Source organism: Ferrimonas marina, from assembly GCF_900129905.1.
GTDB classification, from domain to species: Bacteria; Pseudomonadota; Gammaproteobacteria; order Enterobacterales; family Shewanellaceae; genus Ferrimonas; species Ferrimonas marina.
In genome coordinates this window covers 312,815-330,415 of sequence record NZ_FQXG01000001.1, presented here as the reverse complement: position 1 = coordinate 330,415, position 17,601 = coordinate 312,815, and the positions used below count along the sequence as shown (strand labels likewise).

Genomic DNA, 17,601 nt, shown 5'->3' with positions numbered 1-17,601 from the left:
GGTCAGAGTGGTTTGAATGTCAGGTGCCTTACAACAAACACGATCCGCCGTTTTCTGCACCCCAACAAAAAGGCACCGCCATGCGGTGCCTTACTTCGTCAATTTAGCCTTAGCTGTCGGTCTGTCTCGCCCTGAGCTTTCGAACCGTGGTGATGACCAGGGTCAGCAGGATGGAGCCGAGGATAAGGCCAATGGCCACCACTGCCGATTGCAGGGCGTTGGGGTCGAGGATCAGGGTCAGACCCATCCCCAGCATCATCAGGCCGGACATCAGCTTGAGGGTCTGGCCCTCTTTCTCGGTCAGCTTACGTTTGCCCATGCTCCAGGCGAACGCGATAACGATAGCCGCCAGCGGAATGACGTACACCACGTTGTAGGCCACCAGGTAGAGGTAGTACTCGGTGTTGGTCAGGTCGTGCATCGACAGCACGCTGGTGTAGATCATCGGGAAGCCGGCGGTGCACAGCAGCTCGTAGGCGTTTGCCAGGATCGCCAGTACCACACTGCCAAACACCATGGTGCCCAGGTTGTCGGCCTTGGTCAGCTTACCCATGCGCTTGATCAGGCTGGAGCGGTTCTCCGCCGACATGGAGAGCGACACCTCCCCTTTGGTGGTGACGTACTCCTTGACGTTAATGAAGCCGGCACTGAGGGCGAGTATCCCCGCCGCCGTCATGATGATACCGTTGCCCACATCGCCAAGCAGCAGGAACAGGTTGAGCCAGGCGGCCATAAAGATGAAGTAGATAAAGCCGGAGAAGAACACGAAGATCCCGCCCACCAGCAGCATCCGCTTACGGCTCTTGGCGTTGACCATCACCGACAGCAAAAACAGCAGCACGAAAAAGGCACAGGGATTAAAAGCATCGACGCCGCCCAGTACCACGGTCAGCAGTGGCAATGACATCGCCTCGGGGCTGACGCTACCGAGCAGCGGCAGGTTGACCTGGCGCTGGGGCTCGGACAGGTCACAGGCACCGGGTGCGGCACCCTGGTCACAGCTGCCGATCATCGCCATGGAAGTACCACTCATCTCCGCCATAAAGGCCGGATCGGCACCGGGCTCGCCGCCCTGGCTGCGGTAGCAGGCCTTGAGCTGCGCCAACAGGTATTGGCCGGTGTCCCCTACCCCGTTAAAGCCCACGATGGCACGGTCACACGCCGCCATGTAGGGCACCGAGTTGGCCGCCACGCCGGTGCGCGCAGCCAAGCTTTGCCAGTGCTGGCGTACAGAGCCATCGGCGACATCGTGCTTCACCAGGGTCAACCAGGGATAGTGATCCGCCAGCTGCTGCACAAAGGGCGAAGCCTCAGAGCAGTGGGGGCAGGTTTGCGAAAAGAAGTAATCCAGGGTGACGCCAGGGGCAGTGTCGGCCTCGACCTGAGCGACAGCGGGGAACAGCGGGCTCAATAGGGCCAACAGAAGGATAAAGGGGCGAAGCATTGTTTCTCCAAGATAAACAGAGGTGTTACCTGGTATTGGAACAATGAAAGTTCGCTAAGTTTCGGCTTTATAAGGGAGTATTTGCGGATTGCGTTAACCATCAACCCCCGTGGTTATCCGGGGTAAAGCCTGACTACCCCACCCGCCGCTTTTTGCCAACCACAGCACAAACTACCCTCAAGCTATGACCGGGATAAAATTGGTCATAGGTACAAAAAAGGCCCCAGCCGCTGAGCGGTTGGGGCCTTTTTGGCGGGTCAGCGTTACTGTACGCCGTCCAGCGCCTCTTTGGAGAGCTGGGTGATGCGGTCCCAATCGCCGTTGGTCACCGCATCCACCGGAGCAACCCAGCTGCCGCCACAGGCTTTCACCTGGGGAATGGCCAGGTAGTCCTGGTAGTTGCTCAGGCTGATCCCGCCGGTGGGGCAGAAGGTCAGCTGCGGCAACGGGCCGAGGATAGACTTAAGCGCTTTCACTCCGCCGTTGGCTTCCGCCGGGAAGAACTTGAGGTGGTCGTAGCCCAGCTCCAGGGCCTGCATCGCGTCGGAGACCGAGGCGACACCCGGGATCAGCGGGATGCTCTTGGCCTGGGCGGCCTTGAGCAGCGCCGGGGTGGCGCCGGGGCTGATGGCGAACTGGGCGCCGGCCTCGATCACTTGGTCCAGGTGCTCGGCGGTGAGCACGGTACCGGCGCCCACCAGGGCCTCCGGCACGGCTTCGCGGATGGCCCGGATCGCTTCCACTGCGCACTCGGTACGCAGGGTCACCTCCAGGATGCCGATGCCGCCAGCCACCAGGGCCTTGGCCAGGGGGACCGCCTCTTCCAGCTTGTTGATCACCATCACCGGGATCACCTTGGAGCGGGCGAACACCTCATCGGGCTGAATTTGCCATTGATTGTTCATAGCCTTTCCTTATTTGAGCAGGGCAGAAGCACCCAGCTCGGGGCGACCCAGCATGGTGCGGAACTTGGCGAACAGATCGCGGCCGGTGCCGACGTCGTTGCCAGTGAGGTCCTTGGCCGGGATGGTACGGGCGGCCAGTTCAGCCTCCTCTACCAGCAGGCTCAGCTCACCGGTCAGGGCGTTAACCCGAACCAGGTCGCCGCTTTGCACCTTGGCCAGCAGACCGCCGTCCATCGCTTCCGGGGTGACGTGAATGGCAGCCGGTACCTTACCGGAGGCGCCGGACATACGGCCGTCGGTGACCAGCGCCACCTTGAAGCCACGGTCCTGCAATACCGCCAGCGGCGGGGTCAGCTTGTGCAGCTCCGGCATGCCGTTGGCTTTCGGGCCTTGATAGCGCACGACCACGACGCAGTCGCGATCCAGCTCGCCGGCCTTGAACATGGCGTCCAGCTCGTACTGACATTCGAACACCACCGCCGGGGCTTCCACCACCTGATTGGCTTCGGCCACAGCAGACACCTTCATCACCGCGTTGCCCAGGTTGCCGGTCAGCAGTTGCATGCCACCGGTAGGCTGGAACGGATTGTCGATGGGGCGCAGCACCTCTTCGTCGCCAGACTGCTCAGGGCCGTCGACCCACTGCAGCTTGCCGTCCACCAGGGTCGGAGTCTGGGTGTACATCTCCAGGCCGTGACCAACGATGGTTTCCACGTCCTCGTGCAGCATGCCGCCCTTGCGCAGCTGCGCAATCAAGAAGGCCATACCACCGGCCTGGTGGAAGTGGTTGATGTCGGCGTGGCCGTTGGGGTAAACCCGAGCCAGCAGCGGCGTAGCGGCGGAAAGCTCAGCGAAGTCTTCCCAGGTCACGATGACGCCGGCAGCGCGGGCCATGGCCACCAGGTGCATGGTCAGGTTGGTGGAGCCACCGGTAGCCAGCAGGCCAACGATGCCGTTCACCACGTTCTTCTCGCTGTAGATGTCCGCCATCCGCCCTTTGTCGTTCTGGGCATTGCGGCACACAAGCTGCGAGGCGGCGTCGGTGAGCTGCTCACGCAGATCGCCAGACGGCGGAACGAAGGAGGAACCGGGCAGTTGCAGGCCCATGGTCTCGATCGCCAGCTGGTTGGAGTTGGCGGTGCCGTAGAAGGTACAGGTACCGGGGCTGTGGTAGGAGGCGGATTCCGCTTCCAGCAGCGCTTCTTCATCCACCACACCCTGGGCGTACTTCTGACGCACCCGGGCCTTTTCCTTGTTGGGCAGGCCAGAGGGCATCGGGCCAGCGGGAACAAACACGGTGGGCAGGTGACCGAAGCTCAGCGCGCCCATCACCATGCCGGGAACAATCTTGTCGCACACACCCAGTTGCAGGGTGCCATCGAACATGTTGTGAGACAGGCCGACCGCGGTGGCCATGGCGATCACCTCACGGCTCAGCAGCGACAGCTCCATGCCGGGCTGACCCTGGGTTACACCGTCACACATGGCAGGTACACCGCCAGCCACCTGGGCCACGGAGCCGGCGGCACGACAGGCGGCCTTGATCTGCTCCGGGTAGGTTTCATAGGGCTGGTGCGCCGACAGCATGTCGTTGTAGGCGGTGATGATGCCGATGTTGGACTTGTTCAGTGACTTCAGATCGGCCTTGTCTTCCTTGCCACAGGCGGCAAAGCCGTGGGCCAGGTTGGAACACCCCAGCTTGCCACGCAGTACTCCCTTCTCCTGTTGGGCAGCCATGTTGGCCAGGTACTCGGCACGGGTGTCCTTGCTTCGCTCGATAATGCGATCGGTAACCGCTTTGATCTTCGGGTTCAGCATCACGCTTCGCTCCAGTAAACGTCGATGGGGGTTTGGCTCTGAGCCAGAACCGCACGGATCGGCAGCTCCTTGGCATCGGTGCCCGCCAGCGCCGCATCCAATACCTCTTTCTTCCCTACCCCACCGATGTGCAGGTAGATCTGACGGGCATTGAGGATCGCCTTAAGGGACAGCGAAATACGGCCATGGGGTGCCTTGGTCGGATGGGTCGCCAGCAGGGTCGCTTCGGTGTTGAAGCCCTCCTCCAGCTGCTCGCAGCAGGGGAACAGCGACGCAGTGTGGCCGTCGCCGCCCATGCCCAGGATCACCACATCGTAAGGACGGGGGAAGTGGGACAGACGGTCAGTCGCCATGGCCACGCCCTCTTCCGGGGTGGCATGCATGGTGACCAGGCCAACGAACTTGGCGCCGGCAGCGCGGTTTTGCAGCAGATGCTCGCGCACCAGGCGCTCGTTGCTGTCGGCGTGCTCCGGGCCAACCCAGCGCTCGTCCACCAGGGAGATGCACACCTCCTGCCAGTCGATGCCGATCTTGCTCATCGCCTGGAACAGCGGCAGCGGGGTGCTGCCACCGGAGACGAACAGCGAGGCGCTGCCACGTTGGTCAACGGAATCCTGCAGCTGTTGGCAGATCCGTTTGGCCAGTTGGGCCACCAGCTCATCGGAGCGGGCGAAGGTTTTCATAACCGGTAGGGCAATGGCAGTCATCTTACTCCTCCCAGGCGCGGTTATCGCGGGTGATCAGGGCCACGGACGCCACCGGGCCCCAGCTGCCGGCCGGGTAGCTCTTCGGCGGCTCGTTGGAGTTTTCCCAGGCGTTGATGATGGAGTCACACCAGGTCCAGGCCTGCTCCACTTCATCGCGGCGTACGAACAGTGCCTGGTTGCCCAGCATGCACTCCAGCAGCAGACGCTCGTAGGCATCGGCGATGCGCTCGTTCTTGAAGGTGTCAGAGAACGACAGGTCCAACTTGGTGGTTTGCAGGCGGGTGGAAGAATCCAGACCCGGTACCTTGTTCATCATCTGGATTTCAACCCCTTCGTGAGGCTGCAGACGGATGGTCAGCTTGTTGGCAGGCAGCTGACGGTAGTGGTCACGGTAGAGGTTGTGGGGCGGGTTCTTAAAGTGCACCACGATCTCGGAATGCTTGGTGGGCATCCGCTTGCCGCTGCGCAGGTAGAACGGCACGCCGGCCCAACGCCAGTTATCGATGTCGACCCGCATCGCCACGAAGGTCTCGGTGTCGGAATCGAGGTTGGCGCCCTCTTCATCCAGGTAACCCGGTACAGTGTTGCCCTTGAGGAAGCCACCGGTGTACTGACCACGGACGGTGTTCTCAAACACGTTGTCCTGGTTGATCGGACGCAGCGACTTGAGCACCTTCACCTTCTCATCACGGATGGAGTCGGCGTTGAGGTTGACCGGCGGGTCCATGGCCACCAGACACAGCACCTGCAGCAGGTGGTTCTGGATCATGTCGCGCATCTGGCCGGCTTTGTCGAAGTAGCCCCAACGGCCTTCGATGCCCACCTCTTCGGCCACGGTGATCTGCACATGGTCGATGGTTCGGTTGTCCCACTTAGAGGCAAACAGGGAGTTGGCGAAGCGCAGGGCTACCAGGTTCTGAACCGTCTCTTTACCCAGGTAGTGGTCAATACGGTAGATCTGGGATTCTTCGAAGTAGGCTGCCACCTGGTCGTTGATCACCTGGCTGGAGGCCAGGTCGTGACCGATGGGCTTTTCCAGTACCACGCGGGTGTTGGGCTGGATCAGGTCATTTTCTTGCAAACAACGGCCGATGTCGCCGTAGATGGAGGGGGGAGTAGCGAAGTAGTTCACCATTACGCTGTTGGGGTTCAACACCTCTTTCAGTCCAGCGTAACCAGCAGGGTCGGTAAAGTCCGTGCTGTAGAAGGTCAGACGCTGCTGGAAGTCAGTCCAGGTGCCCTCGTCCAGCGGTTCCTTCAGGAAAGTGCTGAGCGCTTCCTTTACTGCTGCCACGTACTCTTCTTGTGGCATCCCTTTGCGGGCGATGCCCAGAATACGCGTATCCGCGTGAAGCAACCCTGCCTTATCCAGCTGGTACATGGCCGGCAACAGCTTACGTCGCGCCAGATCACCCAGGGTACCGAACAGAACAAAATCGCAGGACTGGACTGATGAATCACTTTTAACAGCCACTACCGTCTCCTCATGCGGGTGGGTGCCCCACCCGAGTTTTGTAATTTAGCTACATTAGAATGAAATTTTGCCACTTATGCAAGGGAAACCGGACCCCGCTACTCTGGCTAAATTACAATTCTGGCAGTAAGATACCTGAAATGGGATCAGCGCCATAGATTCCTTCTGGTAACCCAACAAAATAGAGCCACTTGGCCAGTTGTGAGCGCACGGCTCAAGTCAAAGTTATCTACAGAACAGAGTCATACCCGGTTTATGAATACGATTGATAAGATTCAAAAAAGCCTTGCCAATTTCAGCAAGTCCGAACGCAAAGTGGCCGAGGTAATTTTAGCTGATCCGCAACTGGCCATTCAGTGCAGCATTGCCACCCTGGCCAAGATGGCCGACGTCAGTGAGCCCACGGTCAACCGCTTCTGCCGCCGCCTGGATACCAAAGGCTTCCCGGACTTCAAACTGCACCTGGCCCAGAGCCTGGCCAATGGCACCCCTTATGTGTCACGCCACGTTGAAGCCAACGACAGCGCCGAGGCCTACACCGCCAAGATCTTCGAATCCTCCATGGCGGCTCTGGACTCTGCCAAGCAGTCCATCGATGCCAGCGCGGTCAACCGCGCCGTGGATATGCTGACCCAGGCGGATCAGATCTCCTTCTTTGGCCTGGGCGCCTCCTCCGCTGTGGCCCACGATGCCCAAAACAAGTTCTTCCGCTTTAACATCCCGGTCTCCTGCTTCGACGACGTACTGATGATGCGGATGAGCTGCATCAACGCCCGTGAAGGCACAGTGATCGTACTGTTCAGCCACACCGGGCGTACCAAGGCGCTGGTAGAGGTAGCTCGCCTGGCCCGTGAGAACCACGCCCAGGTGATCGCCCTGACCGCCAAGGACAGTCCCCTGGCCCGGGAGTGCACCCTGGCGCTGACCATGGATGTACCGGAAGACACCGACCTGTACATGCCGATGGCCTCCCGACTGGCCCAGATGGTGGCGGTAGACGTACTGGCCACCGGCTTCACCCTGCGCCGAGGCCCGCGCTTCCGCGAGAACCTCAAACGGGTAAAAGAGGCGCTGAAAGAGTCGCGCTTCGAGAAGCCACAAGGCCTGTAACCCCACTCAAAAACGGCCCACCATCATGGTGGGCCGTTCAGTTTCTTGCCTCCTGCCCCTGCTCGCCCCCCTGCTGACGGCTAAAATTACCCCAGTCCAAACGTATTCATACATCTGACTTGAATTAGTCACTTGAATTGATTGTAAATTTATTTCAAAGTCGTTGAATAAATTACGCCTTTATCCTTAGCAGCACACAGATGGAGCAACACATGCTCAGAAGAACCAAGATCGTCACCACCCTGGGCCCCGCGACTGACCGGGACGGCAACCTGGAAAAGATCCTGCTTGCCGGCGCCAACGTGGTACGGATGAACTTCTCCCACGGCAGCCCGGAAGACCACATCAAGCGCGCCGACGAGGTCCGCGCCCTGGCCAAGAAACACGGCCTGCAGGTGGGGATCCTCGGCGACCTCCAGGGCCCCAAGATCCGGGTCTCTACCTTTAAAGACGGCAAGATCCATCTGGCCATCGGCGATCACTTCATCCTCGACAGTGACATGCCCAAGGGTGAAGGCACCCAGGAACGCGTAGGACTGGACTATAAAGAGCTGCCTAAGGATGTGGGCCCCGGTGACATCCTGATGCTGGACGATGGTCGTGTGCAGCTGCAGGTTGAGTCCGTACAGGGCAACGCGGTGCACACTAAGGTGACCGTGGCCGGCCCGCTGTCCAACAACAAGGGCATCAACAAGCTCGGCGGTGGCCTCTCCGCGCCGGCACTGACCGACAAAGACAAGGCGGACATCATCACCGCCGCCAAGATCCAGGTGGATTACCTGGCAGTCTCCTTCCCCCGTACTGGTGCGGACCTGGATTACGCCCGTGAGCTGGCGCTGCAGGCTGGCCTGACCGCCCACATCGTCTCCAAAGTGGAGCGTGCCGAAGCTGTTGCCAACGACGAAGCGATGGACGACGTCATCAAGGCCTCCGACGTAGTGATGGTGGCCCGGGGAGACTTGGGTGTTGAGATTGGTGACCCCGAGCTGGTGGGCGTACAGAAGCGCTTGATCGGCCGTGCCCGTCACCACAACAAGGTGGTGATCACCGCCACCCAGATGATGGAGTCGATGATCACCAGCCCGATGCCGACCCGTGCCGAGGTGATGGACGTCGCCAACGCGGTACTGGATGGCACCGATGCAGTGATGCTCTCCGCCGAAACCGCCGCCGGTGACTTCCCGGAAGAGACCGTACAAGCCATGGCCCGCGTCTGTCTCGGTGCCGAGAAGCACCCCAGCGCCCGTACCTCCAGCCACCGCCTGACCGACGTGTTCAGCTCGGTGGAAGAAACCATCGCCATGGCCACCATGTACGCTGCCAACCACCTGGAGGGCATCAAAGGCATCGTGGCACTGACTGAGTCCGGTACTACTCCACTGCTGATGAGCCGTATCACCTCCAACCTGCCGATCATCGCCCTGTCCCGTCACCAGTCTGCACTGAACCGGATGGCGCTGATCCGCGGCGTGGCCCCGCTGCAGTTTGATTCCAGCACCCACACAGAAGACACGGTGATCAAGGCTGCTATCGAGTGTGCCAAGCAATCCGGTCTGATTGTGGTGGGCGACACCATCCTGTTGACCAAAGGCGACATGATGGAAACCGTTGGTGGCACCAACACCTGTAAGATCGTCACCGTCAGCTAACGTTGTCGAGTACTAGAAAAGCCCCCAGCAATGGGGGCTTTTTTGTTTGGTCTTGTTACCAGTCTTAAAGGGGTTAGCGTTAGCCGAGCGATCTTAGAATGTCGGCCCTAAAACGAAGATAAGTTGTCAGCCCTCAAATCAGTTCAATGGCCACACCAGCACAGATTAACTTTGAAGTCGGATTGATTTTTTTGGGTTTTAGGTATCAAATGTCGGCCTAATCTGCCCAAAGCCCACGAATGTTGTTTTCTCGAACGCTGTCAATCCTGCTCATCCTATGGACTGTCCTGGTCAGCCAGACAGTGCGCGCAGTGGCGTTTGAAGAATACCTCCATGGGTTGGGGCTGGAATACGGTAATCACCACATCATCGATGGCCACGACCATCACTCCCACGCTGATAACGCCTGTTTGGCTGGCTTGCTGGTGGATTACTGCCGCGATAGCACGGTCGCGTTTGTCTTTGTGTTGCCGCTTCAACGGCCTGAAACCGTAGTTTACCGCCCTATTACCGCGCCCATCTCGCGGCTCCCTGCGTTGGAGCCTTCCAGTCGTGGTCCCCCCGTCTTTCCTGCGTAAACCTTAACCACCCCTTGCTGTCGTTTTGTTCCCTGACGCCTCGGTGCACCGTTGCGCCGGCATTTCAGTGAGCAAAGGCCCCGTGTCTGTCCGATGTATGCCGATGTATTTATCGATGGGCTAAGGGATTCGCCTATTGGCGAATGAGGTCACAACGGCAGCAACCGCTGTACCGATCTGGTGTTGTTTGGCGCATGGCTGCCCCGCATCAGAACGGCTGTGTTTATTGCAAAAAGACAAATCCAATAATGACAAAACCAACACTTGTAAGTGTGGCTATCGCCGCCACCCTGGGCCTCCCGACGACGTTCGCTGCCGAACAGAAAACGAATGAACGCGCTGCCACAGCGGCAGACGCTTCGTTGAACCAAGACATTGAAGTGCTGCAGATCCGTCACGTACCGCAGCCCTACCGCGGCAACGTGTCTCCGGATGAGTTGCCGCAGGCCGTGGTTGAACTAGACGGGGCGGATCTGGAGGCGATGGGGATCACCGATCTGCACACCGCGTTGTCTCAGGTAAACGGCATTGTGCCGATGCAAAACCTAGGTGGTTTATGGGATGCCTTTGCCATCCGTGGCTTCAGCGGGGATGAAAACCTGCCGTCGGCCTACCTGATTAACGGCTTCAGCGCTGGCCGTGGCTTCAGTGGCATTCGTGATACCGCAAGTGTGGAATACATCGAGGTGTTGAAGGGGCCAGGCTCCGCGCTCTATGGCCGCGGCGAGCCTGGTGGTACGGTCAACATCGTCACCAAGAAACCGCAGTTCACCACCGAAGGGATGCTGCAGATGGGCGCGGGTCGTTATGACGACTACCGCTTTGAAGGCGACTTCACCACGGGCCTGACCGACGATCTGGCGTTTCGGATCAACGGTAGCTACATCGACAGTGGCAGCTTCCGGGATACGGTAGAGACCGAAGCACTGGCAATCTCCCCCTCCCTGCACTGGCACCTCAACAACGATACCTCGGTGCTGTACGAGGGTGAGTTCCAGCGACAAAGCAAGCCTTTCGACCGCGGCATCGTGGTGTTGGAAGGACAGGAGCCACTGGATCGCCACGTCTACCTGGGGGAGCCTGGCGACGGCGACCACGAGGTTGATGCTCAAGGCCACCAGCTGACCCTGTTCCATGATCTCGCCGATAACTGGCGATTCTCCGCTGGCCTGGGCTACCGTACCTCCTCTTTAGTGGGGCAATCCAGCGACGCCGAGCTGTCACCCAGCCGCCAGTTGATCTTTGAAGACGGCGAGACCTTGAGCCGCCAGCAACGCAACCGCAACCACAGCACCGAAGATCTTTCCGCCCGCTTTGAGCTCAGCGGTGAGATGGACTGGCTGGGCGTGCGCCACAATCTGCTGTCCGGTGCCGACATCTACGACTTCACCTACGACAACAAAATGAGTCGCTGGCGTCCGGATCCGGGCGAAACAACCTATTCCATCAACATCTACAACCCCATCTATGGCCAGGTCGCGCCGGACGTCTCGCCGGTGACTGACCGTACCGAGCACCACCAGGCCATCGGTTTCTACCTGCAGGATATGATCGAGCTAACCGATCAATGGCAGGTACTGATTGGCGCACGCTTTGATCATCTTAAGCAGGGGATCACCGATCACCTGCTCGATCCCTCCGACGAGGGCCACTACCAGAAGCTGGATCTATCCCGGGTCAGCCCCCGGGCTGGTGTGGTGTATCAGCCCATCGAGGGCCTGAGCTTCTACGCCAGCTACTCAGAGGGCTTCAACCCCAACTCCAACACCGACCGCAACAACGAGGGTTTTGAGCCGGAGGAGAGCAAGGCCAGTGAGATTGGGGTGAAGTGGGAGAACGAATACCTGGTAGGTTCTCTGGCCGTATTCCAAGCCAATAAAACCAACGTACTGACCGGCGACCCCATCGATCCCACCTTCATGGCGGCCATCGGTAAGGCACGGAGCCAAGGGGTGGAGCTGGACATCACCGCCCTGCTCGGGGCCTCAACCCAGTTGGATCTCAGTTACGCCTGGATCGATGCGGAGACCCGCAACACCGTGACCGACGCTGATTGGGGGATCGAGATCCCCAAAGGCAGTCCGCTGCTGAACATCGCTGAGCACAGCGGCTTCGTAAACCTGCGCCACAACGCACATCTCTCTGGTCGCCCATTGGAAGTAGGCGGTACCTACCACTACGTGGGGGAACGACTGGGTGACACGGTTGACCCGGATTTCTGGCTGCCGTCCTACCAGCGCGTGGACCTGTTCGCCAGCGTGGAGTTAAGCCACTCTTTGCTGCTGCGTGCTCGGATCGAGAACCTGTTCGACACCGAATACCTGGTGTCCTCCTATGCCCGACTCTGGGTTCAACCAGGCGAGCCTCGTAACGCGCAATTGACGCTGCAATACCGCTTCTAAAAAGGATGAGATATCACAGCGCCTCCGCTTTCTTGGAGGCGCTCTAGTTATCAGTGTTTATGGATCTCTCCACCCGCAGTTCTGGGTAGATCCTCGCCTCGGTTGATTCAGTGTGACAGCGAATGCATTCACCTCAGCCGAGCCAAAAATTTTTCGTCGTATTTTTACAGATCTAGGGAGTTACTATGGTTAACCCTGTCGTTGTCGCAGAGTCACTGTGTGTGAAGTTTGGCGATAACAATGTGCTTGATGACGTCAGTTTTGCAGTCAATCAAGGTGAAGTCTTTGCGCTTTTAGGTGGCAACGGTGCTGGCAAGTCGACCACCTTGAAGTCCTTCCTCGGGACAGTGACTCCCTCTGCTGGTAATGCCTCGGTGATGGGACATTCGGTTGGCTCTGACAACGGTGCCATTCGGAATAAGATCGCCTATCTGCCTGAGTCCGTCATGCTCTATGGCCATATGACCGGCATTGAGAATATCGAATACTTCCTGTCGCTCTCGGGTCTAAACCAAACGCGCGCTCATGTCGAAGCGGCGTTAACGCGCGTGGCGTTGCAGCCCACCGCCTGGCATAAAAAGATGTCGGAATATTCCAAAGGGATGCGTCAGAAAACGGCCATTGCGCTAGCCTTGCTGCGCGAAGCGCCGGTTCTTTTCTTAGACGAGCCCACCTCGGGCTTGGATCCAAGTGCCATTGATGAATTCAACCAGCTGGTCACCGATCTGGCTCAAGGCGGTGCAACCGTCTTTATGGTGACGCACGATGTGTATGGTGCATGTCAGGTTGCGCATCGCATCGGCCTGCTGGACAGCGGGAAGATTGTTGGCGTGTTTGAGCGCAATGGCAATCAACCGATCGATACCGAAGAGGTTCACACCGCCTTTGCCAAGAGAACAGTGTAATGAACATCGTCAAACTGGTCATGCGTGACGAATGGCGGTACTGGCAGCGAACAAGGGTGGCAGCCACCGTCATTTTGATTGGCGTTATGCTGTCTCTCGCATCAGTGGTGATCAACTCAATTGAGATGCATCAGGCTGGCACTGAGCGAGCGCAACTGCAACGCACATCAGAAGCCAATTTCGTCGACCAACCGGACAAACATCCGCACCGTATGGTCCATTACGGCCATTACGTGTTCAGAGCGCCCTCCCCGCTTAGCATCATTGATCCCGGCGTTGATGCCTATACCGGAACCGCCATTTTTCTGGAAGGCCACCAACAGAACAGCGCCATGTTTGCTGATCAGCGCCAATCCAGTGGCATGACGCGCTTCAGCAGCCTATCACCTGCATTTATGCTGCAGGTCATCGTGCCGTTGATGCTGATTATGGTGGGCTACTCCAGCATTACCCGCGAACGGGAAGCCGGCACCTTGCACGTTTTGATCACTCAAGGGGTGAAGGTCAAGGATATCCTGGCCGGCAAATTTCTCTCCATCGCGGGCAGCGGCATGCTAATGCTCTTACCGCTTGTCCTTGCCAGTCTTTGGGCGAGTGTGAGCGGTGAGTCAGTGGCGATCACCGCCAGCTTTGTCCTGGGATATCTCCTTTATATCCTGGTTTGGAGTGCGATTGTCCTGTGGGTATCGAGCATAAGCCCACGAAGTAATGTCAGCTTTGCAGCCCTGATTGGCTTATGGGTTGTTTTCTGCATTCTGATTCCACGGATTGGTAGCTCAACGGCAGCCACCCTGGTTGCATCGGCAGGCAAGCTTGAAACGGATTTCGCCGTTCGAGAAGAGTTGCGCACCTTGGGTAATGGGCATGATGCGTCCGACCCGGCCTTTGTGAAGCTGAAGCAGGACCTGTTGGAGCAATATGGCGTTGATGACGTCGCTGATCTGCCCGTCAACTTCCGTGGTGTGGTGGCGACCTATTCAGAGAAAAAGCTAACGGACGTCCTTAACAAGTATGCAGAGGCACGCATGGAAGAGGAGCTGTCGCAGGCGGAGATCGCTCGCCAGTTTGGCTGGCTCTCCCCGATGGTCTCAATGCGTACCTTGTCGATGATGATCTCCGGCACAAACCTGGAAACCCATCATCGGTTTTTACGGGAAGCAGAAACCCTCAGGTACGACTTTGTCCAGGCGCTCAACCACGTTCATGAACATGACCTGGATTACGAGGCGGATATCAACCGCTATAAGAACGATGAAACAGCTAAGACCGCGCGTGTTGATGCGAGTCATTGGGATGTACTGTCGGAATTCTCATTTGAGCCGGAATCCAGCACCTTCCGATTGAGTCACAGCCTGTATTACTCCCTCCAACTGTTGTTTTGGTTGGGGCTTATCTTGTTACTCGTAAAGCAAGCAAGCAGAAGAATACTGTAATGGTCCTATTTTCCGATTTAGTTCGAGAGTGTCGATTCCTCTCAAAACAGCGTTCCGTCGTTCTGTTTCTATTCGCGGTTCTTTTGCTCTCTGTCTTTGCCGTATGGAGCGGTGTGGCTGACTCCCGACAACAGCAAATGACGATTGAACGTTTGCTGGAGAAGGACGCGGTCGATAGACATAGTGTATTGGCCAAGCAGGTTGATTACGGCGATGCCGCATATTACAGCTTTCATTTTACCTATGATGAGCCGTCGTCCCTGGCTTTTGCGGCCATGGGCCAGCGCGATGTGTACCCTTGGAAACATCGCATCCGCATGCTGGCACTGGAAGGACAGATCCATGAAACCGATGCTGAAAACCCTGAGTTATCGCTACTAGGTCGATTCGACTTTGCGTTTATCATCAGCGTTTTGCTGCCCATCTTCGTGATTCTTCTATTGCATGATTTACGCTCTGCTGAGCGAGAAGCTGGGCGGTACGATCTCCTGGTAGTGACGGCCAAGAATCAATACAAGCTCTGGACGGCACGGGCACTGGTGCTTTCTGCTTTCCTCGCTGCGGCCATGCTTTTACCCTTCCTCGTCGGGGCCGTCGTGATGCAAGCGCCCCTGCTGGAAACGGCACTAATGGCGCTGATCGCTCTGGGCCATTTACTGTTCTGGGTAGTACTGACCATGGTGGTCGGGCGTGTGATGATGGCCCGTGGGCAAAGCTCCCCTCGCATCGCCTCGGCTTTGCTGGCCGGATGGTTGGTATTAACGGTAATCGTGCCGGTTGTCGGTGAAACGGTGATCAATCAAATCGTCGATAGCCCCAAAGGTGGCGAGATTGTTCTGTTGCAACGACAAGCGGTGAATGACGCATGGGATAAACCGTACTCAGCGACATGGGATGAGTTCTTGAAAGCGCATCCGGAGTGGGCAGAACACACTGAAATGGAATCGTCGTTCCACTGGAAGTGGTATTACGCATTCCAACAGGCAGGCGACCAACAAGCAGCTGAGCTGTCGCAATCCTATCGTGATGCGATTGCGCAAAAGGACCAGGCAGCAGGCATGCTTTCATTGCTCTCGCCACCCATGTCGGTGCAGAGACTGATGTCATCGCTCGCAGAGACCAACGTGGCAGCATCACTGGCTTATGAGCAAAGTGTTCGAGACCACCATCAAGCGTTGCGAGTGTATTTTTACCCGCTGCTGTTTGAAAAAGGTGAGTTCAACAGTGAGGAATTGGTCGATATTCCAACTTACCCTTCTCACATCGCGAGGTAATTAAATCGCGCACTGAGCGCTTGGGCAGTCTAGGTTTCGATACGCCGGGCTGACCCCACCTGCTCGAACCACCAATTAATGATCAAGGCCTGAAGCAATGCAATGCTTCAGGCCTTGTTTTTGTGGTGTACAGTGATGCGTCAAAGGGATCAGGGTGAATTGCTTTTAATCCACTTTGACCCTTTTGGTCTTCAAATCTAGTCCCTTAGGGCATAAGCCGTTCATTGATATCCACCTAGCGAGAGAGGAACAAGTAAAGCAATACAAAGCCTAGTATTGTTAAGGCTTTCTTGAACCAATAAGCTCCAGGAAGGCTATCTTCAGCTTCACCAGCAGCCGCATCTTTCCCGCCTTTTTCTGGCTTAGTTTTCACATAGTCCAAGGCACTCACAAAGCCGAGATATGCGAAAAATACGATGAGCACACCCCGAATAAAGACATCATCTCCAGACGTCCGAGGAACAGGGGCCCCCATAGCAAAGGCGATCATGAAAGAAAAGCCAATTACTGCACCAACTAAGTAGTCACCTCGTTTCATTTCCATATCAAATCACCTCTGTATCTAACCCTGTAGGCAAGCACAAAAAAACGTACATGCCTAAATACAGAGCATGTACGTTTCCTGTTATCGGCGCAAAGCCTCGTGCATCAAGGCATTCACTTACTCAACCGCCAGAAGTACGCGTTTTTAGCTCTATACTCGCGATGTCGGTTTTTGTGTGGATCGCCGGACATCATGGTGAAGCACTGCCTGGAATGGGCAAGCCGCCAAGATGCTTTGGATGCTGGGTCTTAAAACGTGAAACCGAAGCCAAACTCTAGCGCGGTCTCATTGGCGTCGAAGAAGGATGCGTTGCCGACACCAATTTTTACCGCCAGTCGATCCATCTTGTACAGGCCCGCCACGGTGTAGGACAAGGAGTTGTCGCCGTCACTGCCCCAGCGGTCGATTTCGACGGTGGCGCTGGTCAGGCCCAGCATGGGCATGAGGTAGAAGTCGTCGGTAATGCCGTATGTAAAGCCGAAGTGTGTCCGCAGAAAACGCTCACTCCAGCCCACACCAAAGTCGTTGCCGGAATCGCTGTAGTAGTCCATCTGGACTGCACTCGAGAAGCGCCCCTCACCGTTCAGGCCATAAACGCCCAGACCGTAGGAGTTGGCACCATCAAAGGAGTTGAGGTTGAAGGTGATTGCGGTGTCCGCCGGATGCCAGTAGCTGGTCTCAGGGGCGGTATCCTCCGCCAGAACCGGAGTGGCAGCCAGAGCGCCGATAAGCAGAAATTTCTTCATTTGTGATTGTGTTAGTTGGTGAAAATCGAGGTTACGGTACCGCTGTGCTGAGGGTTACGCACAGGTGCATTTGCTGGAATTGCGAACAGTCGCACAGGTTCGGTTCAGCTTGAGAGAGTCGACAGAGGCGGATGTTGTAAGGGTGAAAAAGAAACGCCGCAGTCGTGAAAACTGGAGGTTTGTATAAGTTTACCGACTGCCGAGGAACATTGGGGCAGCGCGAGCTGGGCGGAATAGCACGCTGCGAGGTTGAGGCTGAACTGCGCCAACTTCTCGGTGAAGGTATCGTAGGTCGCCAGCATCATTTCCACCGTGTTGATGTCCATGCTGAGAAGCATCCCGGTGCAGCGCTGATCCAACAGCTCTATTTGCTCCATCGGATCATTAGAATGCTGCTCATTTTGGATATTGCTCTTCCGCACACTCGCGAAGCCCTTAGTAGGCCGCTCGATATGAAAACCCTGCTGTTCTGCCTCCAGTAGGATCAGTAATCAGAGGGGATAGGCGCCAAAACGCCCTGACCGATACTCACTAGCACTGACAGCGATCGCCCCATTGCGGTCATTGGGACTGTGGGTCATAACGCCGCATTAAGGCGTGAAGTAACGTGTG

General features: G+C 57.4%; 14 protein-coding genes. 6 read left to right on the top strand and 8 right to left on the bottom strand.

The features are described from left to right. Nucleotides 1-109: 109 nt before the first annotated feature. The 5 genes from BUC04_RS01525 to zwf form a co-directional block, all read right to left on the bottom strand. The gene (locus tag BUC04_RS01525) at nucleotides 110-1,444 is read right to left on the bottom strand and encodes a cytochrome C biosynthesis protein (protein ID WP_067654439.1); all 1,335 of its coding nucleotides are present in this window, start codon (nucleotides 1,442-1,444) and stop codon (nucleotides 110-112) included. A 263-nt stretch (nucleotides 1,445-1,707) separates the two neighbouring features. Further along, nucleotides 1,708-2,349 (bottom strand): bifunctional 4-hydroxy-2-oxoglutarate aldolase/2-dehydro-3-deoxy-phosphogluconate aldolase, encoded by a 642-nt coding sequence (locus tag BUC04_RS01520; protein ID WP_067654437.1) that lies wholly within the window; start codon nucleotides 2,347-2,349, stop codon nucleotides 1,708-1,710. Nucleotides 2,350-2,358: 9 nt separating this feature from the next. Then, the gene (gene edd, locus BUC04_RS01515) at nucleotides 2,359-4,164 is read right to left on the bottom strand and encodes a phosphogluconate dehydratase (RefSeq protein ID WP_067654863.1); all 1,806 of its coding nucleotides are present in this window, start codon (nucleotides 4,162-4,164) and stop codon (nucleotides 2,359-2,361) included. Between the two features lie 2 nt (nucleotides 4,165-4,166). Then, nucleotides 4,167-4,874, bottom strand: coding sequence for a 6-phosphogluconolactonase (gene pgl, locus BUC04_RS01510; RefSeq protein WP_082766525.1), 708 nt, complete (start codon nucleotides 4,872-4,874; stop codon nucleotides 4,167-4,169). Between the two features lies 1 nt (nucleotide 4,875). Continuing rightward, nucleotides 4,876-6,348, bottom strand: a complete 1,473-nt coding sequence (zwf, locus tag BUC04_RS01505) for a glucose-6-phosphate dehydrogenase (protein ID WP_067654435.1) — start codon at nucleotides 6,346-6,348, stop codon at nucleotides 4,876-4,878. Between the two features lie 255 nt (nucleotides 6,349-6,603). Here zwf and BUC04_RS01500 point away from each other — a divergent pair, with 255 nt between their 5' ends. The 6 genes from BUC04_RS01500 (at nucleotide 6,604) to BUC04_RS01470 (ending at nucleotide 15,699) form a co-directional block, all read left to right on the top strand. Further along, the gene (locus BUC04_RS01500) at nucleotides 6,604-7,458 is read left to right on the top strand and encodes a MurR/RpiR family transcriptional regulator (RefSeq protein WP_067654433.1); all 855 of its coding nucleotides are present in this window, start codon (nucleotides 6,604-6,606) and stop codon (nucleotides 7,456-7,458) included. Nucleotides 7,459-7,670: 212 nt separating this feature from the next. Then, the gene (pyk, locus tag BUC04_RS01495) at nucleotides 7,671-9,107 is read left to right on the top strand and encodes a pyruvate kinase (protein WP_067654431.1); all 1,437 of its coding nucleotides are present in this window, start codon (nucleotides 7,671-7,673) and stop codon (nucleotides 9,105-9,107) included. Between the two features lie 940 nt (nucleotides 9,108-10,047). Beyond that, on the top strand, nucleotides 10,048-12,087 hold the full coding sequence (locus BUC04_RS01485; protein WP_067654428.1) for a TonB-dependent receptor: 2,040 nt from the start codon (nucleotides 10,048-10,050) through the stop codon (nucleotides 12,085-12,087). Nucleotides 12,088-12,272: 185 nt separating this feature from the next. Then, complete coding sequence (locus tag BUC04_RS01480) at nucleotides 12,273-12,992, top strand: ABC transporter ATP-binding protein (protein WP_067654426.1); 720 nt, start codon at nucleotides 12,273-12,275, stop codon at nucleotides 12,990-12,992. Continuing rightward, nucleotides 12,992-14,425: an ABC transporter permease gene (locus BUC04_RS01475; protein ID WP_067654424.1), complete on the top strand. Its 1,434-nt coding sequence runs from the start codon at nucleotides 12,992-12,994 to the stop codon at nucleotides 14,423-14,425. Before BUC04_RS01480 ends, BUC04_RS01475 begins: the two co-directional genes overlap by 1 nt. Further along, nucleotides 14,425-15,699 carry a DUF3526 domain-containing protein gene (locus BUC04_RS01470; RefSeq protein ID WP_067654423.1) on the top strand — a complete coding sequence of 425 codons (1,275 nt, stop codon included), beginning with the start codon at nucleotides 14,425-14,427 and terminating at the stop codon, nucleotides 15,697-15,699. The genes BUC04_RS01475 and BUC04_RS01470 overlap by 1 nt, the downstream gene beginning before the upstream one ends. Nucleotides 15,700-15,934: 235 nt before the next feature. On the opposite strand, the gene BUC04_RS01465 is transcribed toward BUC04_RS01470, so the two are convergent. The 3 genes from BUC04_RS01465 to BUC04_RS01455 all read right to left on the bottom strand — a co-directional run bounded on the left by BUC04_RS01465 (nucleotide 15,935) and on the right by BUC04_RS01455 (nucleotide 17,411). Beyond that, nucleotides 15,935-16,243, bottom strand: a complete 309-nt coding sequence (locus tag BUC04_RS01465; RefSeq protein ID WP_143165493.1) for a hypothetical protein — start codon at nucleotides 16,241-16,243, stop codon at nucleotides 15,935-15,937. 248 nt (nucleotides 16,244-16,491) lie between these two features. Next, nucleotides 16,492-16,989, bottom strand: coding sequence for a hypothetical protein (locus BUC04_RS01460; RefSeq protein ID WP_067654419.1), 498 nt, complete (start codon nucleotides 16,987-16,989; stop codon nucleotides 16,492-16,494). Nucleotides 16,990-17,093: 104 nt separating this feature from the next. Next, complete coding sequence (locus tag BUC04_RS01455) at nucleotides 17,094-17,411, bottom strand: hypothetical protein (RefSeq protein WP_143165492.1); 318 nt, start codon at nucleotides 17,409-17,411, stop codon at nucleotides 17,094-17,096. Nucleotides 17,412-17,601 lie beyond the last annotated feature (190 nt).